This window comes from Nocardia sp. bgisy134 (assembly GCF_965341865.1).
Classification (GTDB): Bacteria; Actinomycetota; Actinomycetes; order Mycobacteriales; family Mycobacteriaceae; genus Nocardia.
The window spans coordinates 98,674-120,701 of the sequence record NZ_CBDQZP010000003.1 but is presented as its reverse complement, the minus strand read 5'-3'; the positions used below and the strand labels follow the sequence as shown (position 1 = coordinate 120,701).

Annotated in this window: 23 protein-coding genes, 1 tRNA gene and 1 pseudogene; 12 read left to right on the top strand and 13 right to left on the bottom strand. The window is 67.8% G+C overall.

Annotation, left to right across the window (positions count from 1 at the left end; genetic code table 11):
• Positions 1-57: 57 nt before the first annotated feature.
• Positions 58-606: a TetR/AcrR family transcriptional regulator gene (locus ACRWNM_RS07220; RefSeq protein WP_431964768.1), complete on the bottom strand. Its 549-nt coding sequence runs from the start codon at positions 604-606 to the stop codon at positions 58-60.
• Positions 607-711: 105 nt separating this feature from the next.
• On the opposite strand from ACRWNM_RS07220, the gene ACRWNM_RS07215 reads away from it, so the two are divergent.
• Positions 712-1,638 carry an esterase/lipase family protein gene (locus ACRWNM_RS07215; protein ID WP_431964766.1) on the top strand — a complete coding sequence of 309 codons (927 nt, stop codon included), beginning with the start codon at positions 712-714 and terminating at the stop codon, positions 1,636-1,638.
• On the opposite strand, the gene ACRWNM_RS07210 is transcribed toward ACRWNM_RS07215, so the two are convergent.
• On the bottom strand, positions 1,614-2,081 hold the full coding sequence (locus ACRWNM_RS07210) for an SRPBCC family protein (RefSeq protein WP_431964764.1): 468 nt from the start codon (positions 2,079-2,081) through the stop codon (positions 1,614-1,616). The two genes, ACRWNM_RS07215 and ACRWNM_RS07210, sit on opposite strands and share 25 nt — an antisense overlap.
• Before the next feature lie 194 nt (positions 2,082-2,275).
• On the opposite strand from ACRWNM_RS07210, the gene ACRWNM_RS07205 reads away from it, so the two are divergent.
• The 3 genes from ACRWNM_RS07205 to ACRWNM_RS07195 all read left to right on the top strand — a co-directional run bounded on the left by ACRWNM_RS07205 (position 2,276) and on the right by ACRWNM_RS07195 (position 5,482).
• Positions 2,276-3,742 carry a peptide MFS transporter gene (locus tag ACRWNM_RS07205; protein WP_431964762.1) on the top strand — a complete coding sequence of 489 codons (1,467 nt, stop codon included), beginning with the start codon at positions 2,276-2,278 and terminating at the stop codon, positions 3,740-3,742.
• Positions 3,743-3,800: 58 nt separating this feature from the next.
• The gene (locus ACRWNM_RS07200; RefSeq protein ID WP_431964760.1) at positions 3,801-5,279 is read left to right on the top strand and encodes an amino acid permease; all 1,479 of its coding nucleotides are present in this window, start codon (positions 3,801-3,803) and stop codon (positions 5,277-5,279) included.
• 129 nt (positions 5,280-5,408) lie between these two features.
• Positions 5,409-5,482 (top strand) — tRNA-Leu (locus tag ACRWNM_RS07195).
• 280 nt (positions 5,483-5,762) lie between these two features.
• Here the strand turns inward: ACRWNM_RS07195 and ACRWNM_RS07190 are convergent.
• Both ACRWNM_RS07190 and ACRWNM_RS07185 read right to left on the bottom strand, forming a co-directional pair.
• Positions 5,763-6,188, bottom strand: coding sequence for a type II toxin-antitoxin system VapC family toxin (locus ACRWNM_RS07190; RefSeq protein ID WP_431964758.1), 426 nt, complete (start codon positions 6,186-6,188; stop codon positions 5,763-5,765).
• Positions 6,176-6,406: a CopG family transcriptional regulator gene (locus ACRWNM_RS07185; RefSeq protein WP_431964756.1), complete on the bottom strand. Its 231-nt coding sequence runs from the start codon at positions 6,404-6,406 to the stop codon at positions 6,176-6,178. The genes ACRWNM_RS07190 and ACRWNM_RS07185 overlap by 13 nt, the downstream gene beginning before the upstream one ends.
• Before the next feature lie 241 nt (positions 6,407-6,647).
• Between ACRWNM_RS07185 and ACRWNM_RS07180 the strand changes: the two are divergent.
• The 4 genes and pseudogenes from ACRWNM_RS07180 to ACRWNM_RS07165 all read left to right on the top strand — a co-directional run.
• Positions 6,648-7,190: pseudogene (locus tag ACRWNM_RS07180) on the top strand (alpha/beta hydrolase); the annotation flags it as partial.
• A gap of 328 nt (positions 7,191-7,518) precedes the next feature.
• Positions 7,519-8,673 carry a serine hydrolase domain-containing protein gene (locus ACRWNM_RS07175; RefSeq protein ID WP_431964754.1) on the top strand — a complete coding sequence of 385 codons (1,155 nt, stop codon included), beginning with the start codon at positions 7,519-7,521 and terminating at the stop codon, positions 8,671-8,673.
• A 189-nt stretch (positions 8,674-8,862) separates the two neighbouring features.
• Positions 8,863-9,576: a DsbA family oxidoreductase gene (locus tag ACRWNM_RS07170; protein ID WP_431964752.1), complete on the top strand. Its 714-nt coding sequence runs from the start codon at positions 8,863-8,865 to the stop codon at positions 9,574-9,576.
• 144 nt (positions 9,577-9,720) lie between these two features.
• Positions 9,721-10,425: a flavodoxin family protein gene (locus tag ACRWNM_RS07165; RefSeq protein WP_431964750.1), complete on the top strand. Its 705-nt coding sequence runs from the start codon at positions 9,721-9,723 to the stop codon at positions 10,423-10,425.
• Positions 10,426-10,471: 46 nt separating this feature from the next.
• Here ACRWNM_RS07165 and ACRWNM_RS07160 read toward each other — a convergent pair whose 3' ends face one another.
• Genes ACRWNM_RS07160 through ACRWNM_RS07150 form a run of 3 tightly spaced genes read right to left on the bottom strand, consistent with a single transcriptional unit; the run spans position 10,472 to position 12,637 of the window.
• Positions 10,472-11,710 carry an MFS transporter gene (locus ACRWNM_RS07160; protein ID WP_431964748.1) on the bottom strand — a complete coding sequence of 413 codons (1,239 nt, stop codon included), beginning with the start codon at positions 11,708-11,710 and terminating at the stop codon, positions 10,472-10,474.
• Complete coding sequence (locus ACRWNM_RS07155) at positions 11,710-12,351, bottom strand: GntR family transcriptional regulator (protein ID WP_431964746.1); 642 nt, start codon at positions 12,349-12,351, stop codon at positions 11,710-11,712. Before ACRWNM_RS07155 ends, ACRWNM_RS07160 begins: the two co-directional genes overlap by 1 nt.
• Positions 12,352-12,406: 55 nt before the next feature.
• Positions 12,407-12,637, bottom strand: coding sequence for a DUF6480 family protein (locus tag ACRWNM_RS07150; protein ID WP_431964744.1), 231 nt, complete (start codon positions 12,635-12,637; stop codon positions 12,407-12,409).
• 347 nt (positions 12,638-12,984) lie between these two features.
• On the opposite strand from ACRWNM_RS07150, the gene ACRWNM_RS07145 reads away from it, so the two are divergent.
• Positions 12,985-13,452, top strand: coding sequence for a hypothetical protein (locus ACRWNM_RS07145; protein WP_431964743.1), 468 nt, complete (start codon positions 12,985-12,987; stop codon positions 13,450-13,452).
• A gap of 157 nt (positions 13,453-13,609) precedes the next feature.
• Positions 13,610-13,948: a hypothetical protein gene (locus ACRWNM_RS07140; protein ID WP_431964741.1), complete on the top strand. Its 339-nt coding sequence runs from the start codon at positions 13,610-13,612 to the stop codon at positions 13,946-13,948.
• Between the two features lie 40 nt (positions 13,949-13,988).
• Here ACRWNM_RS07140 and ACRWNM_RS07135 read toward each other — a convergent pair whose 3' ends face one another.
• The 4 genes from ACRWNM_RS07135 to ACRWNM_RS07120 form a co-directional block, all read right to left on the bottom strand.
• Positions 13,989-14,522, bottom strand: a complete 534-nt coding sequence (locus tag ACRWNM_RS07135; RefSeq protein ID WP_431964739.1) for a hypothetical protein — start codon at positions 14,520-14,522, stop codon at positions 13,989-13,991.
• A 188-nt stretch (positions 14,523-14,710) separates the two neighbouring features.
• Entirely contained in the window at positions 14,711-15,325 is a 615-nt protein-coding gene (locus ACRWNM_RS07130) for a DUF305 domain-containing protein (protein ID WP_431964737.1), read from the bottom strand.
• 88 nt (positions 15,326-15,413) lie between these two features.
• Entirely contained in the window at positions 15,414-16,076 is a 663-nt protein-coding gene (locus ACRWNM_RS07125) for a hypothetical protein (protein WP_431964735.1), read from the bottom strand.
• 166 nt (positions 16,077-16,242) lie between these two features.
• On the bottom strand, positions 16,243-16,821 hold the full coding sequence (locus ACRWNM_RS07120) for an AMIN-like domain-containing (lipo)protein (protein ID WP_431964733.1): 579 nt from the start codon (positions 16,819-16,821) through the stop codon (positions 16,243-16,245).
• A gap of 621 nt (positions 16,822-17,442) precedes the next feature.
• Between ACRWNM_RS07120 and ACRWNM_RS07115 the strand changes: the two genes are divergently transcribed.
• Both ACRWNM_RS07115 and ACRWNM_RS07110 read left to right on the top strand, forming a co-directional pair.
• Positions 17,443-18,594, top strand: coding sequence for a class I SAM-dependent methyltransferase (locus ACRWNM_RS07115; RefSeq protein WP_431964731.1), 1,152 nt, complete (start codon positions 17,443-17,445; stop codon positions 18,592-18,594).
• 127 nt (positions 18,595-18,721) lie between these two features.
• Positions 18,722-19,576 (top strand): Bax inhibitor-1/YccA family protein, encoded by an 855-nt coding sequence (locus ACRWNM_RS07110; protein WP_431964729.1) that lies wholly within the window; start codon positions 18,722-18,724, stop codon positions 19,574-19,576.
• A gap of 157 nt (positions 19,577-19,733) precedes the next feature.
• Here ACRWNM_RS07110 and ACRWNM_RS07105 read toward each other — a convergent pair whose 3' ends face one another.
• The gene (locus ACRWNM_RS07105; RefSeq protein WP_431964727.1) at positions 19,734-20,954 is read right to left on the bottom strand and encodes an acetyl-CoA C-acetyltransferase; all 1,221 of its coding nucleotides are present in this window, start codon (positions 20,952-20,954) and stop codon (positions 19,734-19,736) included.
• A gap of 43 nt (positions 20,955-20,997) precedes the next feature.
• Complete coding sequence (locus tag ACRWNM_RS07100; RefSeq protein WP_431964725.1) at positions 20,998-21,990, bottom strand: SGNH/GDSL hydrolase family protein; 993 nt, start codon at positions 21,988-21,990, stop codon at positions 20,998-21,000.
• Positions 21,991-22,028: the final 38 nt, after the last annotated feature.

Here is a 22,028-nt window from a genome sequence, read left to right as displayed (position 1 = left end):
GCACGGCGCGAAAGGTGTTCGGCGGAAGCGATATCGGTGACGTGCGATGCCGCTCGATCAGGCGGGCGGTGACTCGATCATCAGCAGCGCGGCCGCCCGCAGGTCGGCGCGCGGCCCTTCGCCGTACAACTCGGTGAGGGCGATCTCGGCGATCATCGCGACCAGCAGGTGGGCGATCGCCGCGGGGTCCGGCCAGCCGAGGGCGCCGAGGTCGGGCTCGATCGCCGCCGCGGCGAGCTGGTTGCGGGCGTGCACCTCGTCGAGCAGGTCGGTGTCGGTGCGCGACTGGGCGAGAAAGGCTTTCGTGCCCCGGGTGGCAAGGCACGCGTCCAGATAGGCGGCAACGCCCGCGCGCAGCCGCTCCGGCCCGGGCGGCAGGTCGGCGATCGCGGCGGCGACGGTCTGCGCCAGCTCGTCGTGGTAGCGGCGGTGCAGTGCGACGACGTAACTGCGCCGATCCGAAAAATGGTGGTAGAAGGTGCCTTTCGCCATTCCGGCGAGCTCGACCACCGCGTTGATCGATAGCCCCCGCAGTCCCTTGTCCTCGGCGACGCGCGCCCCCGCGGTCAGCAGGGCGGTGCGACCTGGCTCGGCCGGACGTGGCATGGGGGATCCTTCCTGTTGCCTCTTTCGCAGATCCTACCGACCCGCTACGGTGTGACCGACCGGTCGGTCACGACGGATCGACGGTACCCCACGAGGAGATCGACCATGCGAATATCCCGACGGTGGATCGCGGCACTGGCGACCGCCGTGGCCATGGCGGCCTGCTGGCCCGCCGGTTCTGCCACGGCCGAGGAATCGCCGACCTACAGCTATCTGTCCGGGCTCGCCGCCCAGCTCACCGGTCCGAGTCAACCGCCGCCGGGCGCCAACGACTGGTCCTGCCGTCCGACCGAGGCGCACCCGAATCCGGTGGTGCTGCTGCACGGCCTTAGTAACGACACCATCACCTGGAACACTCTCTCGCCCGTGCTCTCCGCCGCGGGCTACTGTGTGTTCTCCACGACCTACGGCACCGGCCCGCTCGGCCCGATCGGCGCCATCGCGCCCGTACCGGAGAGCGCGCGGCAGATCGCGGACTTCATCGATCGGGTACGCGCCGCGACCGGCGTCGCGAAGGTCGATCTCGTCGGCCATTCGATGGGCGGCGCGATCCCGTTCTACTACCTCAACCACCTCGGCGGCGTGCCGAATGTCGACGACTACATCGCGCTGGCCGCGCCGCTGCACGGATCGACGCTCAGCGGCACCGACGCGCTGTTCTCCTCGGTGCTGGACGCGCTCGGGGTGCGCGACGCGGTCGCCGAGCGGTGCGGCCCCTGTCAGGTGTCGCCGGGATCGCCGATGCTCGGCATCATCAACCCGGACCCCGCGATCGCGCCCGAGATCGACTTCACGACCATCGTCAGCAGATACGACCAGATCGCGACGCCCTACACCACCGGCCTGCTCGACGGCCCCAACGTGCGCAACATCGTCCTCCAGGACCTGTGCCCGACGGACTACACCGAACACTACGAACTCACGGCCGACCCGGTGACCGTGCGCGAAGTCCTGAACGCCCTCGACCCGGCCAACGCCGGGCCCGCCGACTGCGCGGTGGTGCTGCCCTACGTCGGGCCCTTGGGTCGATAGCGCTCGTCGGCGCGCCCCATGATGAGGGCGGCCAAACGGGACAGCGATTCGTGGTTGCGCGGTTTCAGCGCCACCCGCTGCAATTGACTCGGCAGCAGCGTCGCGGGCCCGCTCCTGGCGTACTCGGTCATCCTGATGTGTGTGGTGTGGGGCTGGATCTCGGTGAGCTCCAGCATGATTCGGGCCGAGCCGAACGGCCACAGCCGGGCCTCCAGCTCGATCATCCGCGGCGGATCGACATCGCGGACGGTGGTCACGTCCCGCGCGTTCAGCGGCCACAGGCCGACGCTGTGGTGGATTCGGGTGCCCACATCGGGCCAGCCGGGATCGACTTGCCGGATGTGCGATGCTCCGACCACCCAGCTGGAATACAACCAGCCGTCGGCCAGGGTCGCGAATGCCTGTTCGGGGTCGACCGGCACGGTCAGTTCGGCATCCAACATATGCGCCTCACTTCCTTCCGGCTCCGATTGTCACGTTGCTGGGTTCTCGCTCGTCCGCCTCTTTAGCGTAGGTGCGAACCGCTCGGGCCGCCCGACAATGCGTGCGTGCTATCCCTGCCGTGCGTAAACGCGGCCCCAACGCCGAAGGTGAGGTGAGTTGCTGCACAGTTGCGGTTTGTGACAAGGTGCTGGGCATGTCCCAAGTAGTGGAATCCGAGCTGCCGATCCCGGCTCGGACTCTGTTCGGCCATCCGATCGGATTGGCCAACCTGTTCGGCGTGGAGCTGTGGGAGCGGTTCTCCTTCTACGGCATGGTCACGATCCTCGGGTACTACCTGTACTACTCGGTGGCGGACGGGGGTCTCGGTCTGCCGCAGAGCACCGCGGTCGGCATCGTCGGGGCCTACGGCGGTTTGGTGTACCTGTCCACCGTGCTGGGCGGTTGGATCGCCGACCGGCTGCTCGGGATGGAGCGGACCGTTTTCTACGGCGGCGTGGTGGTCATGGCCGGGCACATCGCCCTCGCCGTGGTGCCGGGACTGGCAGGCGTCGCGGCAGGCTTGGTCTTGGTGGCGCTCGGCAGCGGGGCGCTGAAGGCGAACGCCTCCTCGCTGCTCGGCACGCTCTATCCGAAGGACGACGCGCGCATCGACGGTGGTTTCACGCTCTTCTACCTGGGCATCAACATCGGCGCGTTCACGGGCCCGCTGCTCACCGGCCTGCTCCAGACTCGCCTGGGCTTCCACTACGGCTTCGGCGCCGCCGCCATCGGCATGGCGCTCGGCCTCACCCAGTACGTGATCTTCCGGCGCAACCTCGGCACCGCCGGTCGCGAGGTGCCGAACCCGTTGCCGCGCAGCGCGATCGGGCGGATGGCCGGTGTGGCGCTCGGCGCCGCGGCGGCGGTCGCGGTGGCTTTCGCGACCCGGTTGGTCACGCTGGACAATCTGCCCGAGGCGACGACGGTCGTGATTGCCCTGGCCTCGCTCGGGTATTTCGCGGTCATGCTCACCAGCGCGAAGGTCGCGCCGATCGAACGCAGCAGGGTGCGGGCGTTCATCCCGTTGTTCCTCGCCAACGCGGTGTTCTGGTCGCTGTTCCAGCAGATCTTCACCGTGCTGGCCGTGTACTCCGACGAGCGGATGAACTGGAGCATCTTCGGTTGGACCGCGCCCGCCAGCTGGATCGGCTCGGTGGAGCCCGTCTGGATCATCACGCTCTCGCCGCTGTTTGCGCTGCTGTGGACCAAGCTCGGCAACCGCGCGCCGAGCACGCCGCACAAGTTCGCGCTCGGCGTCATCGGCATGGGCGCGGCGTTCCTGCTGTTCGTGCCGCTCGCCGGATTCGACGACAAGTCCGTGCCCGCGCTGGCGGTGCTGATGATCATGGCCGGGTTCGCGGTCTCGGAACTGCTGCTCTCCCCGATCGGGCTGGCGGTGACCACCCAGCTCGCCCCGGAAGCGTTTCGAGCGCAAATGATGGCGTTGTACTTCTTTTCCGTCGGTATTGGTACGTCGATGTCGGGCGTTCTTGCTCGTTTTTACGCCCCTGGGCATGAAGTCGCCTACTTTGGCATCACCGGTGCCGTGGCGATCGCGGTGGGACTGATCGTCGCGGCACTGGGACCGTGGATCAGTCGCTACATGGCCGGCGTCCACTAGCAAACCGGCGGCACCCGGCAATCCCGGCGTCCTGCCTGAGCATGTTTAAGGAGAACACGTGGCGATTTCGAGCTCCTCTCGGCGAAATGGCTTGTTCCGCACCAAATCCGTCGAGCAATCGATTCGCGATACCGACGAGCCCGACTCGAAACTACGCAAAGATCTGACCGCCTGGGATCTGACCGTCTTCGGCGTCGCCGTCGTGGTCGGCGCCGGTATCTTCACACTCACCGCCCGCACCGCGGGAAACGTTGCCGGACCGTCGGTTTCGCTGGCCTTCGTGTTCGCCGCCGTCGCCTGTGGCCTGACCGCGCTGTGCTACGCGGAGTTCGCCTCCACCGTGCCGGTGGCGGGCAGCGCCTACACCTACTCCTACGCCACCTTCGGTGAGCTGGCCGCGTGGATCATCGGCTGGGACCTGATCCTCGAATTCGCGCTCGCCGTGTCGGTGGTGGCCAAGGGCTGGTCGCAGTACCTCGGGCAGGTGATGGGCACCGGGGCCGCAGTCGTCGACCTCGGGCCGGTCACCTTCGACTGGGGCGCGGTCACGCTCATCACGGTGCTCGGTGTGCTGCTCGCCGTCGGCACCAAGCTCTCGTCCCGGGTGTCGGCGATCGCGGTCGCGATCAAGCTCGCCGTGATCGCGGTGGTGCTCGTCGTCGGCGCGACGTACTTCGACAAGTCGAACCTCTCGCCCTACATCCCGCCTTCCGAGGCGGGCGAGGGCGGTCAGGGCATCCACCAGTCGCTGTTCTCCTTCCTCACCGGCGCCGGGAACAGCAACTTCGGCTGGTACGGCCTGCTCGCCGCGGCCAGCCTGGTGTTCTTCGCGTTCATCGGATTCGACGTCGTGGCCACCACCGCGGAGGAGACCAAGGACCCGCAGCGCAACGTGCCGCGCGGCATCCTCGGCTCGCTGCTGATCGTCACGGTGCTCTACGTCGCCGTCTCCCTCGTGCTCACCGGCATGGTCTCCTACACCGAGCTGTCCGGCGACGACGCCACGCTCGCAACGGCTTTCGCGCTGCACGGCGCGGACTGGGCAAAGAACATCATCTCCATCGGCGCGCTAGCAGGTCTCACCACCGTGGTCATGGTGATGTACCTGGGGCAGACCCGCGTGCTGTTCGCCATGGCGCGCGACGGACTGCTGCCCAAGCGTCTCGCGCACACCGGCGCCAAAGGAACGCCCGTCCGTCTCACCGTCATCGTCGGCGTGGGCTGCGCGTTGCTCGCCGGTTTCGTCGACTTCGGCACCCTGGAGGAAATGGTCAACATCGGCACCCTGTTCGCCTTCGTGCTGGTCTCGCTCGGCGTGCTCGTGCTGCGCCGCACCCGGCCCGACCTGCCGCGCGGCTTCCGCGTCCCGCTGGTCCCGCTCATCCCGATCCTGGGCGTCCTGTCCTGCCTGTGGTTGATGCTCAACCTCTCGGTCGAGACCTGGTTGCGATTCCTCGTCTGGATGCTCATCGGCATGGTGGTCTACTTCGCCTACAGCCGCAGGAACTCGCTGCTCGGCAAGGCGCTCGCCGAATAGCCGCTGCTCGCCGTGCCCTGCCCACGAGCGGGGCACGGCGTATCCTGAACAACCCGTCCATCCCACAACCCGAGACCGGCCGCGCCACAATTCCGGTACAGCCGTACGAGTCGGTAGGCTGACCGAACGGCCCCTATAGCCCAATTGGCAGAGGCAGTGGACTTAAAATCCATTCAGTGTCGGTTCGAGTCCGACTGGGGGCACGAGACGAACGGCGAGGAGCAGGCGCGCCAACGATTGCGCGCCGGAGTGATGTACTGCGGGCTCTATGTCTCGATGTCGGCGGTTGAGTTGCGGCGGCTCCGGGCTCGAACCGACAGCGCGTGGGAATGCGAACCGCCGCAACGGTTTCCTCCTGCTGGAGTCCGAAGTCGTACCACAGATGCCGTTCGTCGGACTCTTCTCTGCCGAGGAGGCACATGACTTCTTGCCATAAGCGCGATTTGCGAGGCCTGTTCCACACAGCTCGGTGATGTCGGCGACCTACGGCAGCAGCGTGAAATTGCTCGTATGCAGAGGGCGAACTATGGAGAAGTGACGTCGATCCGTGGTGGCGATCTGCGTCAGATTTCGCCGCTCGGCTGTGGCGATCACCGAAGCATCGGCGGTCCCCAATGGTAGGTCGCGATACTTGGCGACAAGCTCGGCGATGCGAAGCCAGTCTGCTGCATGCACGGGCTCGATACTGAACAGGCCCTCGGCCAGGTCGCCGAGGAAGCGCACTTCGGCATCGGTGCCGAGGCGGGTGCCGATGAGGTAGACGGCCTCGGTGATGACCAGGGTCGGTATGACGAGTGGTCCGCGGTGAGTCTGCAGGAGTTCCAGGCAGGCTTGGTGGTGGGCATCGTCTGCGTCGACGTAGGCGTACAGCGGCCCGGCGTCGATGACGAGGGCGCTTATCGGTCCCACTCCTGGCTCAGGATCTCATCGATCCGGCTGGACACGTCCGAATGCCCGCTGTGCCCCGCGCTTGCGGCGCCGAACTGTCGCCGCCCGCCGCTCGGCATGGACAGGTACTGCGTGATCGCTTCGCGAGTCACCTCGGCGACAGTGATGCCTCGCCGCTGCGCCTCGTGGCGTAGGCGCTCGTCGAGTTCGTCGGGTAGCTTCACGGTAGTACGCTTCATGGTATGCCAGCATACCCTGCTGCTTCGGCAGCGTGTGATCTCTGTCGTTTTTCCACTCCGCCCGGTGCCGGTAACGCGGTTGCGGAAGACGTTCCGGCCGAACCGGTCATCGACTCCAAAACACTGCTCGCCGAACTGGTTTCGTCGGACGGCTCGAAGATCGTCTCCGGAACGATCGAGGGCCGCAATATCACTCTGCAGGTGTTCTCGGTCGCGATGAAGAAGAACACCGAACGGTGTCAACGCAATCGCCGCGAACTCCATGACCGCCACCGCGGCATTGCAGATGGTGGAGATGAAGCCGGGACTCTTCACGACCGTGGCCAGCTACAGCGGTTGCGCTCAGATCTCCGATCCGACGGGTCAGCGGTTCGTCAAGCTGGTCGTCGAGACCTACGGCGGGGGCGACACGGTGAACATGTATGGCCCCGACGACGATCCGGCATGGGTCGAAAACGACCCTGTGGTCAACGCCGAACGTCTGCGTGGAACGCAACTGTTCATTTCGACCGGCAGCGGCCTGCCGGGACCGCACGACACGATGGACAGCCAGTTCACGCTGAACAAGACGCCCTACGGTTTGGCCAATCAACTCCTCATCGGCGGCGTCATCGAGGCCGCGACGAACTGGTGCACCCATAATCTGCAGGATCGGCTGAGTCATCTGCAGATCCCCGCCACGTTCGACTTCGAGCCCACCGGTACCCACTCGTGGGGTTACTGGCAGGACGCTTTTCATCGCTCGTGGCCTATGTTGGCCGAAGGGCTCGGGCTTCCCGAGTAAGGCCCGACCTATCCGATACCAGCAGGCTGCCGTCGAAGCGGCGAGGACCGCCCGTGAAATTTGCGCCCAAGGAATTCGGGGCGCTGGTCACGGGCGTTTTTTCGTAACAGGGGGTCGCGTCCGCCGATTTCACAACCGAATCTCGGGAAACGGAAGGCGGGCCATGCGGATTTCCCTGAAAAGTGTTGTGGCGCTGGTTATCACATTTGGTTTGTGGACGATAGCCGGTGGTTTGGGTGGCACTGCGGTGGCGGAACCCGGCGGGCTGAAGCACTGTGAAGTGCGGCAGGGGCGGCAGTTTCCGACGGCGACTCCCGAGGAGGTCGGGGTGGATTCGGCGGCGCTGCGCGACGCGATCGCGGCGGCTGCGTCGCCGACCCGGCTGAACTTCAAGGTGTTTCGCAACAATTGCCTGATCGCCGCGGGGCCGCAGAACGAGCGGACCGGCGGATTGCCGTGGAATCTGTGGAGCGCGACCAAGAGCGTGGTCTCGCTGGTGGCCGGTATCGCGGTCGACGAAGGGTTGCTCGGGCTCGACGATCCGATCGGCGACTATCTGCCGACCGGCCTCGGCGACGCGGAGCACCGGGCGATTCGCGTGCGCAATCTGCTCACCGAGTCCTCCGGTATCGAGGTCGCGGTGGTGTCCGAAGGGGTGACCGGGTTGGGGCAGCTCGATCCCAATGTGGTCGCCCAGGCTTTGGCGATGCCGATCGAGTATCCGCAAGGCACGACGTTTCGGTACAGCCAGCGCGCCGTGGATCTCATCGCCTATGTGGTGCAGCAGGCGGTCGGCGAGGATTTTCAGGATTATGCGCAGCGAAAGTTGTTCGATCCGTTGGGTATCCGGGCCGACCACTACTACTGGGCGCGTGATCGCAGCGGAAACACCTATGGCTACGCGCATCTGGTGATGGCGCCGGACGATTTCGCGAAGCTCGGTCTGCTGGTGGCCAATCGAGGACTCTGGGGAGAGGCTCAGGTCATTTCCGCGGAGTACCTGACGCACGCCGCCGAATCCTCGCCCGGAAACGAGTGCTACGGCTTCCTGTTCGTGGTCAACGGTCCCGGTTGCGGTCCGGAATTTCACGGTCTACCCGCCGACGCGCTGAAGATGAGCGGCATGATGCGCCAGGACAACTACATCGTCCCGAGCCTGAACCTGCTGGTCAGCTGGACCGGGTTCACCGTGCCCGGTGATGTCGGCTTCGCGTACCAGGTGCTGCGCCCCCTCGTCGGCGCGTTCCGCGAACCGGCGCTGCCGGACCCGGGGCCGTTCGTCCCGCTGCCCGACGTCAGCATCACCGACCCGATGATGACCAACCCCGACGCCACTCTCGCCGCGCTCGGACTCGGGCCCTTCGCCTATCCGGGCTGCGATCCGATCACCTGCCTCGGCAAGCCGTTGCCGCCGCCGTTCGCGGACTGGCCGGTGGGTTGCTTTGTCGTGGGATGCTCGACGCCTACGCCCGGGCGGCGGTAGGTGCTGTCGCTGTCGCTGTCGGGTCGACGCAGCTTCGAGTCCGCCACTACCGAGGTCGGTACCGATGTCGAATCGAGGCGTAGCGGCGGGCGAGCCGTGTCGTGATCATCGGCACTCGGCCGCCGGGGAACACCCTCGATTGCCGCGACGTTGCCACCAACCGGGGCGAAGACGAAAGCGAGGACGACCGTGCGGGTCGAGATCTGGACCGATATCAACTGCCCGTTCTGCTACCTGGGCAAGGCCAGGTTCGAGCAGGCGTTGGCGGAGTTTCCGCAGCGTGCGGAGGTCGAGGTGGTGCACCGCTCGTTCGAATTGGATCCGACGCTGCCCGCGGACGAGTCCGGTCCCGTCGTCGCGAAGATCGCCCGCAAGTACGGAATCAGCGAGGCGCAGGCAGCAGCCAATGAGCGCGGCATCGGCGCGCAGGCGGGGGAGCTCGGCCTGCCCTACCTGACCGAGGGACGTGACTACGGCAGTTCCTTCGACATGCATCGCCTCCTGCATTTCGCGCTGGCGAAGGGCCGCCAAGACGAACTTCTCGACGCGCTCTACCACGCGAATTTCGCCGAGGAGACGTCCCTGTTCGGCGATGCGGAGCGGTTGGTCGAGATCGCCGTCGCGACAGGTTTCGAGGAAGCCGAGGTCCGTGCGGTGCTGGCCGATCCCACCGCCTACGCCGACGCGGTACGCGCCGACGAACGGGAGGCGGCGCGGCTCGGTGCGAACGGGGTGCCGTTCTTCGTGTTCGACAACAAGTACGGCGTGTCCGGCGCGCAGCCTCCGGCTCTCTTCACGCAGGCGCTGGAGCGAGCCTGGGCCGACCGCGAGCCAGCGTTGCAAATCGTGGGCGACGCGGACGCGTGCGGTCCCGAGGGCTGCGCGGTCCCCAGCCGCGACTGACCGTCCGGCTCGGCTCGCGAGTCCCATCGAGCCGGGTCGAGCATCGGCCTCGAGTTGCCCGATCCGGTCCGGCGGCGGGCTGTTCTCGCTATGGTTCCCAAATCTCCCGCGAACACAGCCTCCAGCGGACGAAGGAGACGAACCATGGCGAGCTACGGGGATCTGAAGGCACTGTTCGTCAACTGCACTTTGAAGCGTTCTCCAGAGATCAGCAACACCCAGGGGCTCATCGACCGCAGCGCCCACATCATGACCGAGCAGGGGGTTCGGGTCTCCCAGCTGCGTGCCGTCGATCACGACATCGCCACCGGCGTCTGGCCCGACATGGCCGAGCACGGGTGGGTCACCGACGAATGGCCCGCACTACAGCGCCAGGTGATGGACGCCGACATCCTGGTGCTGGCGGGCCCGATCTGGTTGGGCGACAACAGCTCCGTCACCAAGAAGGTCATCGAGCGTCTCTACGGCAACTCCTCGATCCTGAACGAGCACGGACAGTACGCCTACTACGGCAGGGTCGGCGGCTGTCTGATCACCGGCAACGAGGACGGCGTCAAACACTGCGCCATGAACGTTCTCTACAGCCTCCAGCACCTCGGATACACGATCCCGCCGCAAGCCGACGCGGGTTGGATCGGCGAGGCGGGCCCCGGCCCCTCCTACCTCGATCCGGGATCCGGCGGCCCGGACAACGATTTCACCAACCGCAACACCACCTTCATGACCTGGAACCTCCTGCACCTCGCCAGAATGCTGAAGGACAACGGCGGCATCCCCGCGCACGGCAACCAGCGCTCCGAATGGGACGCGGGCTGCCGCTTCGACTTCGAGAACCCGGACTACCGCTGACGATGTCCCGTTTCAGCGCCCCGCACAGTGGCGTCTCGGCTGCGACCTAGCGGCGAACCTCCGGCGCCACCCGATAATTCCGAAGCACGAGCGTCAAGCAGCCCGCCGCGGCCACGGCCAGCCCGGTGTACATCACCGGGTAACCGAACCCCGCATTCTGATGCAGAAACGACAATCCGGCGGGGACACCGAATCCCAAATAGCTGACCGAGTAGAACACCGCCGTCAGCCCGGCGAGGTCGTCGGGTCGGGCGATGCGTTCGATTTCCTGTAGACCGGCGACGAGCCCGATGCCGTACCCCGCACCGAGGATGACGGCGGTGAGGATGGTCGCGCCGAGGGTGAGCGCGCCGGAAGCCCAAGTCGCGGCGAGCATTCCGCAGGTGACGAGGGTGAGGCCGACGGCGGCGGCGCGGGCGGTGCCCGGCCGGTCGATGCGGCGGGCCACCGACTGGATGGCGAACCCGCAGCCGAGGGTGATCACGGTGATCAGTGCCGAGAACGCGATGGGCGCGCCGTGCACGCGCGGCAGCATGAGCGTCGGCATCACCGCGTAAGCCGTTGCGGCGGAGGTGAACAACCACAGTGCCGCGGGCAGGGCGACGCAGCGGAAGCGGCGGTGGCCCGCGGCGGGGATCTTCAGGTCGTCGATGAGGCGGCGTGGGTTCTCCTGCGGTGGAACGGTTTCCGGAGCCCGGGACATCCATGCCGCCGCCGCGAGGCAGAGGGCGGCGTTGAGCAGGTAGGCGAGCGTGTTCGGCAGCGGCGCCCACTGCGCGAGAACCCCGGCGGTTCCTGCCCCGATGGCGAACCCACCGGTGAGGCTCATCGCGGAGCGGCGCGCGCCGGTGCCCGCGGGCAGCGCGGGGCCGTGCGGGGGTTGCGAGAGTTCCTTCAGCCAGCTGCTGCCCACCGCCATCGCCAGGCCGAGCGCGACGCCGCACAGCACCCGGCCCGCCGCGAGCGCGGGCACCGAGCCGGAGCCGAAGGCGAGCAGCAGCGATCCGCTCGCGGCGATCATCGGCGCGGGCAGCAGGAGCCTGCGGCGGCCGTAGCGGTCCGAGAGCGGGCCGCCGATCAGCAGCGCGGGGACGATGCCGAGCACGTAATAGAAGAGCAGTAGATCCACCGTGGTCGGTGGCAGCCCGTGGCTCTTGTACATGACCAGCAGCGGAGTGAATTCGTTTCCGCCCCAGGCGATGGCGAATACCGCGGCGGCGAGGCCCCACCAGTGCTTGGTGCTTGCGGGGGATTCGGCGGGGCGTAGGGCTGTCAGGGTCGTCATCACAGGCCCCGTAGTTCCAGCTGGTGCACCCCGGCGAGGTGTTCGATCAGCGCCGCCGCGAAACCGTCGACGTCGCCGCCGGTGATCAGCTCCGCCAGCCGGGCGTGCTGGTCGATGATCCGGTCGATGTCCAGCGGACCGCGCCGCAGGGCGACGCTGTTCATCCGGCGCTGCCGTTCGCGCAGCGAATCGTAGAAGCCGCTGAGCAGCGGATTGCCCGCCGCGACGACATAGCTGCGGTGGAAGTCGGTGTCCTCGACGGCGAAGGTGTCCAGGTCCTCGGTCGCGGCCAGCGCACGCTGGCGGTCGAGGGAAGCGCGCAAGGGAGGTGCGACCGCGCCGGGGTCGGCGGTGACCAGTGCGCGGACGGCCGCGGTCTCGACGACGTACCTGGCGTGCGCGACGTGCTCGGCTTCCCCGGGCGGGATCGGCACGACGAGCGCGCCGCGCTTCGGGTAGAGCCGCATCCAGCCCTCGGTCTCCAGCCGGAGAAATGCCTCGCGCACGGGTGTGCGCGAGGTGCCGAGCGCGGCGGCGATCTCGCCCTCGCTGATCAGCTCTCCGCCGGGCAGCGCGCCCGAGAGGATGCGCTCCTTGACCTCGCGATAGGCGTGCTCGGCCGATGAGTACGTCTTAGACACAAGTTGTATCTTAGGTGCGCACCCGGCTCACCGGCGTGTGTGATCGACCACCCGGTCAGATCAGCGACACGATTATCGCAATCGCGACCACCGTGAAGGCGACCACCAAGGCGATCGTCACGACCATCGCGGCGACGCCGGTTCCAGGGAACCCGTGCCTGGTGCGCGGCTCCGGCGCGGACAGGCCGGAGGTCTGCGCCGTTTCCGGCGGAGTCGCACCCGGGGCGACGCCACCGCCCGGTTCCAGATCCGGGGTGCGTGCGGGATCGGGATCCATTGCCGCCATGAGAATCACTCCCCGTCGTTGCCCGGAGACTCGGGCGCGTGCGGTCGCCGTCCGGACATCTTGCGAGACAGGACCACCGCGCCGACGAGCACGGCGATCCCGATGACCACCAGTAGCTCCATATCCGCCGGTTACCCGCGATCGTTCCGGCCAATCAGGGGCGGCGCGTTGTGGGATCTCCAGGTCGGCGCGCGCCGAACTGGTGATTTCCCCAGCGATTGCCGATCGCGTTGCCGGGCGTGCTGCGCGGCTGGACGATCGAAAGAGAACGCGACGCGGCGGATCGATGCCGCTGCCTCGCGGTCGATTCCACAAGCCTGCCGACCCGTGGAAGGTGGATGGCGACGATGACATTGCGGCAGAACCTCGTGACCTATCGGGAGATGTACCGATTCCCCGTCGCGATCATGGGCACCCAGGTGGTCCTCCGGGTGGGCGTCGTGGGGGTCGTTTCCATGCCCGACCCGCTCGGTGCGCGCCTACAGTCCTTGTTGCAGCCCGCGCAGCAGGCAGGTCCCGTATTCGTCGACCCGGACACCGGTCGGTGGGTCTTCCTGACCGCGGGCATCCCGACCTGCGAATCACCGCACCGCGCCCTGCTCTCCGAGGCCGACGTACGGATCGCGGAATGGGGTGAACACGTCGCGCTGCCGCTGCTCAGCGAATCCGGCAAGCCGACGTCCGACGAACGCCGCTGGCTCTGGCCGCCGGGTTACGAACTGCCGCAACCCGGTCCGTTCGTCGCCGAATTGCTCGGCGCGGTACACAGATTCGTCCATCGCGGCGACCTGCGCGGTCGCGCACTCGCCGGATGAGCGGTATAGGTCGAGTCCGCCGGGGTGATCCGACGGCGACGTGACACCGACTACCTTGGGGCACAGTGTGTTCGCGCGGACGGTTTCGCCGCGGTGACTCGGGATATACAGCTGCCGAGAGTATCGCGCACAATCCGCTGAACGAGGTGGTCGCACCATGGCATCCGACGGCATGTGGGAGATCCCCCCACTCGACGACGCACCGGACATCGCCCGCACGACCGGACCCCAACCCGGGGCGACTATGGCCGACACCCGGAATTGGGCCGGTTTCGTGCTGGTCGGAATCGGATTGCTCACGGTGATCCCGGCGGTCGCACTCGTGGCGCTCGGTGTCCAGGGGTGGGCGCTGCTCGTGGCCGTCATCGCCTGCGTCGCGTTGTCGACCGGCGCCGCGCTGCTCGTCTTCCAGTGGAGGAATCAGCGTGCGCGACAGCAGCGTTCGAGCGCGGACGAGCCGTACGCGGCGTGGCAAGCGAGCGTCCCGCCGTCCTGAGCCCTGTGCGGTTTCGGGGGTGGCAGCGAGATGGCTCGGATCAGTGGCTTCGGCAGGCCTCGCGCGCGGTGTTCTTGGTCGCGTTGAACTTGTCGATGGCGGTGTTGAGCGTGTCCACGTCCACGCGGCGGTCGAGTAGATCGGCGAGGGCGTTGGTGTCGTCACGGTAGGCGCGCAAACTGTTCGCGACCTCGGTCGGGACGTCCCTGGTCAGCTTCTGATCCACGTTGCGGGCATTGGCGCGCAACGTGCTGACGGCGGCGGTGGCCTTGGCGTTCGCGTCCGGCGCGTTGTTGTTGCTGGCGTCGATGTAGGCGTTGAACGAATCCACCGAGCTCTCGTTCGCCGCCGCGAAAGCGTCGCAGGCGGCGCCCGCCGCGCGTTCGACGGCCGCCGCTCGCGACGAGGACGCCGCGGCCGAGGATGCGGCGACTTCGGAGGTGTAGGCGGCCAGCTCGGTCTGATCGACCTGGGGATTACCGGTGACCTGCGTGGAGCAGGCGCCGATGAAAATGATGCCGGTCGCGGTCGCCGCCGCGGCGGCGGTCAGGCCTGCGCGTTCCAGTCGTCGCATGTCCGTTCGCCTTTCCCCTCTGTGCGTCCGGCGCGGAGGAGACCGGACCTTACGACGTTACTTCGCGCGCCGTGCCCCGTCAGCTCGGCGTGCCTATATCGATGGCCAACCGATACCGCCGGGCGTGGACCGGTCCGACCGGTCCGCATCGAACCCCGGATCAGGGCGGATGCGGACCGGTCGCGCGCTCAGTTCTGGCCGAGCATGGTGCGCATGGTGGCGATCTCCGCCTCCTGTGCGGCGATCACCGAGCGGGCCAGCGCCTGCGTATCGGGATTGACGCCGTCGGCCAGTTCGGTCTCGGCCATGTCGATCGCGCCCGCGTGGTGCTGGATCATCATCTCCAGCCACATGCGGTCGAACTCGGCGCCGGACGCCGCCTGCAACGCGGACATCTGCTCGGCCGACATCATGCCGGGCATGCCGTGACCCTCGTGTCCGCCACCGGCCGTCGGCGCGGGCTTGCCGAAACTCTGCAACAGGGAACTGATTTGCTCCATCTCGGGCGCCTGCGCCTTCTCGACCTCCGCCGCGAGCGCGAGCAGCTGCGGGTTCTGGCTGTGGCTGGGCACCAGCTTCGCCATCTCGACGGCCTGGGCGTGATGCGGGTACATCATCTGCAGGAAGGTGACATCGGCGTTGTCGAAGTCGGTCCGAGCGGCGGAGGTGGCCCCGGCGGTGGTCGACGACGTGCCGTGGTCCGTGCCGGACGTCGAATCGGAATCGTCGCCACACCCGGCGGCGAACAGCAGGGCGCCCGCCGCGACGGTGGCGACGGCGATGCGGGTACGGGTGATGAACATGGTTGAACTCCTTGGGAATTGCGAAAAGCACGGTGAAAAGGGCAGGCGGATACCGCGACCGTTTGGCAGCACGGACGTGGTGGACCTGTCAGATCCGCAGAATCGACAATTCGGCCAGGGACAACACGGTCCAAGGCGGTGGACGTTCGCGTCGAGGTCGCCAGTGGCGAGCCTTCGGGCCGCCGCTGTCACCGGGCTGATCACCCGGAATTCGGTACAGCGCCACGAGCAAGACCGCCAGGGCGAGCGCGGTCAGGATGAAGACGCAGGCATGCAGACCCGCGTGGCCGTCGCCGCACTCGGTGCACCCGGGTTCCGCGGAGGGGCTCGCCAGGAATTCGGATTGTGTGAGTGGGTGGTCCGCCGGAGCCTCGGTCAAAACGCTGCCGGCCGCGGCCGTCATCGGATGCCGCCCCGACTCGGGCTGCTGGCCCGGCCAGGGACGGTGTGGTGCGGACGCGGTACCGACGGCCGTCGGATCGACGGCCGTCGCGGGAATGTCGCCGGCTCGGTCTCCGTCGGCCGGGCGGTCCGGGATCGGTGTGCGGTCGGCACTGGTGCCCGAGGTGGCGGCGGCATGGTGCGACGTGACCGCGGTGAACGCGTCTGCCGCGGCAGTCGTGTGGTGTGCGGCGGTCGCGGGCGTGGTGAAGATGCCGACGTGCATGGCCGCGATGCCCGCGATCAAGGCGAGCACGCCCAGCAGCCGGGTGAACCCGGATGCGTGCTGGGAAGCGTGCGGTGCGGCCACGTCGATCAGGGTAGCGGGTGCCGCGTGCGGCTACCTATACCCCCTGTATGTATCGGCGATCCGTCCCTGCTCACGTGCGTCCGGCTCGGCTGTTGTCGCAGATTGTTCACACACCTCGCAGAGGTTGTGGCCGCTGCGAAGCGTGTCGAAGGGTCGCCTCGGAGGGTCAGGGAGATGCGATGTCGATGACCAGGCGGGTCGGGTTGGACATGGTGGTGACCGAGAAGCCGGGGCGGTCGGCGTTGACGCCGATGAAGGATTGGGTGGTGCCTTCGAAGACCGCGGTCCGGTAGACGCCTGCGACGGCAGGTGCGCTCGGGTCGGTGGCCGGATCGGGGCCGGAGTAGGGGGTGACGCCGCTGTCGAAGGGATAGGCCGAGCCGGTGATCTGCACTTCGAGGACGGACTGTCCGGCTACGTCGATCTCCTTGCCGCTGCCATCCTGGACGGCGCGATCGGTGTATTGCACGATCCAGCCGGGAGTTCCGGTGCCGCCCAGGTCGTAGACGACGCGATCGAAACCGGAATGGTGGCCGATGCGCAGGTCCGTGACGGTCAGCCCGGCGCCGCTCGATGGCGTGCCGCGCTTGGGGGCCGCGTCACCCGGCGCCTGGGCGGGCGCTTCCACGAGCGAGCCCGTGGTGGTCGGCGGGGTTGTCGTCGTGGCCGAGTCGGTTTCGGCTTTGTCGCAGCCTGCGATCAGGGCTACCGCGACCGCGACCGTCAGCACCATCCTGTTGCGCATGGGGCTGATGTTACTCAGCACGTGGGCCTGACAGGGGACAATGCGGGACTCGGTGTGTGCGAATTCGCGATCACCCCTTTCGCGCGACGCGGCCGGACGCCCGCCGTCCGATCGACGCACCCAACTCACAGGGAGAATCCGGCCGCCCGCGCCTCGAGCGGTGAGTTGTTGCCGTGGGAGGTGGCCAGTCCGCCATCGACCCACTCGGACGCGGGGCGACACACGATCCGGTGATCGATTGCTGGGCAGTTGATTCGGTGGCGCCCCAGCTCGCCCACCGATCGCCTGAGCCGCGCCGCTCGCGGAAGTCCGGATGTGAAGCGGCGGTTCTCCGGTTCGAATTCCTCCGTTCGGCCGCCGAGACGTGGACACGGACCGACCGGCCTTCGAGTGAACGTGAGATGTCGTACGCGCAAAACCGAATCGACGACCGAGCGGGCTCGGATCGATCGACCGGACACGCCGCCGCACCGCCGCCGGGGCCGGCGGAGCGGCCCCGGAAGTCGCGAGTGTTCCTGTGGCAGAATGTTTCAGAGTGAATACGCCGAGGTCGCAAAGTGTGGGTACGCGATTTGCCGGGGCGGGCGCGACTATTCGGCAACGATCTAGCACACTTGACGTGTGGACGATGTCGAGGATGTGCTTGGCCGACTGCGGCGGTATCCGGATGTGGAGGCGCTGAACCTCTATGCCGTCGATGCCGCCGACCGGCTGATCCTCGACGTGGCCGTCGATGCGATCGAGTCGGCGGGTAACGGGAAGATTGCCGTTATCGGTGACAGCTACGGTGCGCTGACGCTCGGCGCGGTCGCGCGGCACGACTTGCGCGACGTTCGCGTGCACCAGGATCTGCTCACCGGCGAACTGGCGCTGGCCAACAACGCTCGCACGCTCGGGCTCGCGGACCGCTACACCGCGCATGCGCTCGGCGCGGATCTGCTCAGCGGCGTCGAGGTCGTGCTGCTTCGGTTGCCGAGGGTGCTGGCGGGTTTGGCGGAGGTGGCCGATGCCATCGCGCGGTACGCCGACCCAGGGGTGATCGTGATCGCGGGCGGACGCGACAAATATCTGACCAAGTCGATGAACGACGTGCTGAGCGAGTCGTTTTCGACGGTCAATGCCAGCCGGGGCAGGCAGAAGTCGCGCACGCTCTTCATCGAGGGGCCGAAACCGGTTGGCGATCCCAGGTTCCCGGTGCGCGAATCCCTGGACGAGGTGGGCATCGAGGTCGTCGCGCACGGGGCCGCGTTCTCGGGTCCGCGCCTGGACATCGGCACCAGATTCCTGTTGCAGCACCTGAAGTGGATGAAGCCGGACGCCCGCGACGCCATCGACCTCGGCTGTGGCACCGGCATTCTGGCCGTGGCACTGGCGAAAGCGCGCCCGGCGCTGCGGGTGGTCGGCACCGATCAATCGGCCGCCGCGGTGGCCTCGGCGCGGGCCACGGCGGCCGCCAACGACGTGGCCGACCGGGTAACGGTGGTGCGCGACGACGCGATGTCCTCGGCCGCCGACAACAGCGCCGATCTGGTGCTGTGCAATCCGCCGTTCCACGTCGGCGCGGCGGTGCACACCGGGTCGGCCATCAAGATGTTCGCCGAGACCGGCCGTGTGCTTCGCCCCGGCGGCGAACTGTGGACCGTGTACAACACCCATCTCAACTATCGCGGCGTGGTGGAGCGGATGGTCGGGCGCACCGAGGTGATCGGCCGGAACCGGAAGTTCACCGTGACACGATCGGTGCGTGGCCTGCACGACGTCAGGCAACGGTAGAGTCCGAATTGTCCGCCTTGGCGAACGTCTCGGGAACTCGGCACGAGTGCCGGACGTTGGACCAGGCAGTTGGATATCGAGCACCAGCTCGGCAGACAGCGGCAACGACTCCAGAAAGGCACTCACGGTGCGCACTACAAGCAATCCGGTCTTCAAAAATTTGCCCAAGCAAGAGGGCGGCGGCTACGCCAACTTCGGTTCGGGTGTAGCGGGTGCCGGGCAGTTCGGACAGCAGTTCGGTAACCAGTACCCCAACCAGTACCAGCCGTACCAGCAGGCCCCGCCCACCACCCGGGCGATGACCATCGACGACGTGGTGACCAAGACCGGCATCACGCTCGGCGTGCTGACGCTCTCGGCGCTCGTCGCCTTCGGCCTCACCGCGGCCAACACGAGCCTCGCGCCGCTGTTCGTCATCGTCGGCGGTCTGGTCGGCCTAGTGCTCGTGCTGATCGCCAGCTTCGCCAACAAGATGGACAACCCGGCGCTCGTGCTGGGCTACGCGGTCGCGGAGGGCCTGTTCCTCGGCGCGCTGTCGTTCATGTTCACCGACATCACCTTCGGCGGCGCGGGCGGTGCCGCGCTGATCGGGCAGGCGGTGCTCGGCACGTTCGGTGTGTTCGCGGGCATGCTGGTCGTCTACAAGACGGGCGCGATCCGCGTGACGCCGCGGTTCACCCGCATGATCATCGGCGCCGTCATCGGCGTCGTGGTGCTCATGCTGGGCAACCTGATCGCGAGCTTCTTCACCGACGGCGGCTTCGGCCTGCGCGACGGCGGCCCGCTCGCCATCGTGTTCAGCCTGGTCTGCATCGCGATCGCCGCGTTCAGCTTCCTGCTCGACTTCGACGCCGCCGATCAGCTGATCCGGGCGCAGGCTCCCGAGAAGGCGGCCTGGGGCGTCGCCCTCGGCCTGACCGTCACGCTGGTCTGGCTCTACGTCGAGATTCTGCGACTGCTGAGCTACTTCCAGAACGACTAGTGAGGCGCGGCTGATGCCGCGATATGACGGAGGCGGCCGCCGGGATTCCCGGCGGCCGCCTTGTTCGTCGGCGGAGTCGATTACCAGCCGGGCAGCGGCGGAACGAAGAACGGCTCCCGATCCCGGAGGATCGAGAGCCGCATCGGGAGCGAAAGCGTCAGCTCAGTCGCTCGATGACCATGGCCATGCCCTGGCCGCCGCCGACGCACATGGTCTCCACACCGAACTGCTTGTCGTAGGTCTGGAGGTTGTTGATGAGCGTGGTGGTGATGCGGGCGCCGGTCATGCCGAACGGGTGGCCGAGCGCGATGGCGCCGCCGGAGACGTTCAGCTTGTCCTCGTCGATCTTCAGCTCGCGGGCCGAGCCGAGCACCTGCACGGCGAAGGCCTCGTTGATCTCGAACAGGTCGATGTCGTCGACCGTCTTGCCCGCCAGCGCCAGCGCGCGCTTCACGGCCTCGATCGGGCCGAGACCCATGATCTCCGGCGACAGGCCGGAGACACCGGTGGACACGATGCGCGCCAGCGGGGTCAGGCCGAGTTCCTTGGCCTTGGTGTCGCTCATGATGACCAGCGCGGCCGCGCCGTCGTTGAGCGGGCAGCAGTTACCGGCGGTGATGCTGCCGTCCGGGCGGAAGACCGGCTTCAGCTGGGAGACGGCCTCGTAGGTGACGCCGGCGCGCGGGCCGTCGTCGGTGGAGACCACGGTGCCGTCCGGCAGGGTGATCGGGGTGATCTCGCGCTCGAAGAAGCCGTTCTTGATGGCCTCCTCCGCGCGGTTCTGCGAGCGCACGCCCCAGCGGTCCTGGTCCTCGCGGGTGATGCCGGTAAGGCTGGCGACGTTCTCCGCGGTCTGCCCCATCGCGATGTAGGCGTCCGGGATCAGGCCGTCCTCGCGCGGGTCGTGCCAGATGCCCGCGCCGCCCTCGGCGGTCTTCGCGGTCCGGGCCTGGGCCTCGTCGAACAGCGGGTTCTGGGTGTTCGGCCAGCTGTCGGCCGAGCCGCTGACGTAGCGCGAGACGGTCTCGACACCCGCGGAGATGAACACGTCGCCCTCGCCGGCCTTGATCGCGTGGAACGCCATCCGGGTGGACTGCAGCGAGGAGGCACAGTACCGGTGCACGGTGGTGCCGGGAACGAAGTCGTAGCCCAGCTGCACCGCGACGATCCGGGCGATGTTGAAGCCCTGCTCGCCGCCGGGGGAGCCGCAGCCGAGGATCAGGTCATCGATCTGGGTGGGGTCGAGCGCAGGAACCTTGTCGAGCGCCGCGCGCACGATCTGGGTGGTCAGGTCGTCGGGCCGCATGTCGACCAGCGAGCCCTTGCGGGCCCGGCCGATGGGGGAGCGGGCGGTCGAAACGATAACTGCCTCTGGCATGAGGGCTCCTTCGTACTTGCTGCTCAGTTTTGTACTGGCACTTCTATGTGTACCGAACCTGTCGAGCGCCGGGAACGCCACCCCGGCCATTGCGCGCTTCGGCGTCGTCCGCTGCGATCACGCCGGATTTCTGGGCAACCAGCCCGCGCAGCCGGGCCGCGAGCCCACGGCGCGGGCCGTGCGCGTCGCGGTCGGTGCGCAGTCCGCGCTGTTCCAGGGCGGCGAGCAGCGCGGGAAGCACTCGCGCCGCGGCCAGTTCGTAACCGGCCGCCGAGGGGTGGAAGCCGTCGGCGGAGAACATCTGCTCGGGGTCGGTGCGGAATTCCGGACCCAGCTCGCCCAGTGCTACCGGGTGCCCGCCCGCGGCGGCGGTGACCGCGAACTGCGCCCTGCCCAGTCGCACGCTCCAATTGCGCACGATGGTGCGCAGCGGCTGCGGGATCGCTGACACCGAGCCCAGATCGGGGCAGGTGCCCACCACCACGACACTGCCCGCCAGGTGCAGCCTGGCCACCGCGGCGCCGAGCCTGCGCGCCGAGGCGCTGACGGAGTGCTTCTTGGTGATGTCGTTGGCGCCGATGAAGATCACCGCCGCGTCGGGCGGCGGTCCCGCGACGAACATGGCGTCCACCTGGCCGGCGAGGCCCTTGGAGGTGGCACCGGAAATCGCCTTGGTGCTCAACCGGATTCGCTTCCCGCTGGCCTCGGCGAGTGCGCGGGCGATGCGCACGCCCGGCACCCCGTCGGCGGTCAGGCAGCCGACGCCGGCCGCGGTGGAGTCGCCGAAGATCATCAGGTGCAGATCGGCGTGCTTACCGGTGCGCCACGGCTCGGGCGCGCCGCAGCCCGCGGTGTAGACGCCGTCCGCCACCGGCGGTTTCGAGGTGTCGCGGCCGATCACGCCGCGCGCCACGCCCGCCTGCGCCATGAGCAGCCGATAGGCGGCCCACGATGCGGTACCCGCCCCGGAACCGGCGAGCAACGTCGCAGCCCCGGTGACGGCGGCCGTGCGCAGGCTGATCCGAGATGCTCCCACGTTCCGGAATTTTACGGGCTGATCCGAGGGCTCGGCGC

Excerpts from the sequence above, each read along its gene's own strand:
- ACRWNM_RS07220 (WP_431964768.1), bottom strand. The coding sequence starts at position 606 with ATGCCACGTCCGGCCGAGCCAGGTCGCACCGCCCTGCTGACCGCGGGG.
- ACRWNM_RS07215 (WP_431964766.1), top strand. The coding sequence starts at position 712 with ATGCGAATATCCCGACGGTGGATCGCGGCACTGGCGACCGCCGTGGCC.
- ACRWNM_RS07210 (WP_431964764.1), bottom strand. The coding sequence starts at position 2,081 with ATGTTGGATGCCGAACTGACCGTGCCGGTCGACCCCGAACAGGCATTC.
- ACRWNM_RS07205 (WP_431964762.1), top strand. The coding sequence starts at position 2,276 with ATGTCCCAAGTAGTGGAATCCGAGCTGCCGATCCCGGCTCGGACTCTG.
- ACRWNM_RS07185 (WP_431964756.1), bottom strand. The coding sequence starts at position 6,406 with ATGAAGCGTACTACCGTGAAGCTACCCGACGAACTCGACGAGCGCCTA.
- ACRWNM_RS07165 (WP_431964750.1), top strand. The coding sequence starts at position 9,721 with ATGGCGAGCTACGGGGATCTGAAGGCACTGTTCGTCAACTGCACTTTG.
- ACRWNM_RS07160 (WP_431964748.1), bottom strand. The coding sequence starts at position 11,710 with ATGACGACCCTGACAGCCCTACGCCCCGCCGAATCCCCCGCAAGCACC.
- ACRWNM_RS07150 (WP_431964744.1), bottom strand. The coding sequence starts at position 12,637 with ATGGCGGCAATGGATCCCGATCCCGCACGCACCCCGGATCTGGAACCG.
- ACRWNM_RS07145 (WP_431964743.1), top strand. The coding sequence starts at position 12,985 with ATGACATTGCGGCAGAACCTCGTGACCTATCGGGAGATGTACCGATTC.
- ACRWNM_RS07140 (WP_431964741.1), top strand. The coding sequence starts at position 13,610 with ATGGCATCCGACGGCATGTGGGAGATCCCCCCACTCGACGACGCACCG.
- ACRWNM_RS07135 (WP_431964739.1), bottom strand. The coding sequence starts at position 14,522 with ATGCGACGACTGGAACGCGCAGGCCTGACCGCCGCCGCGGCGGCGACC.
- ACRWNM_RS07130 (WP_431964737.1), bottom strand. The coding sequence starts at position 15,325 with ATGTTCATCACCCGTACCCGCATCGCCGTCGCCACCGTCGCGGCGGGC.
- ACRWNM_RS07120 (WP_431964733.1), bottom strand. The coding sequence starts at position 16,821 with ATGCGCAACAGGATGGTGCTGACGGTCGCGGTCGCGGTAGCCCTGATC.
- ACRWNM_RS07105 (WP_431964727.1), bottom strand. The coding sequence starts at position 20,954 with ATGCCAGAGGCAGTTATCGTTTCGACCGCCCGCTCCCCCATCGGCCGG.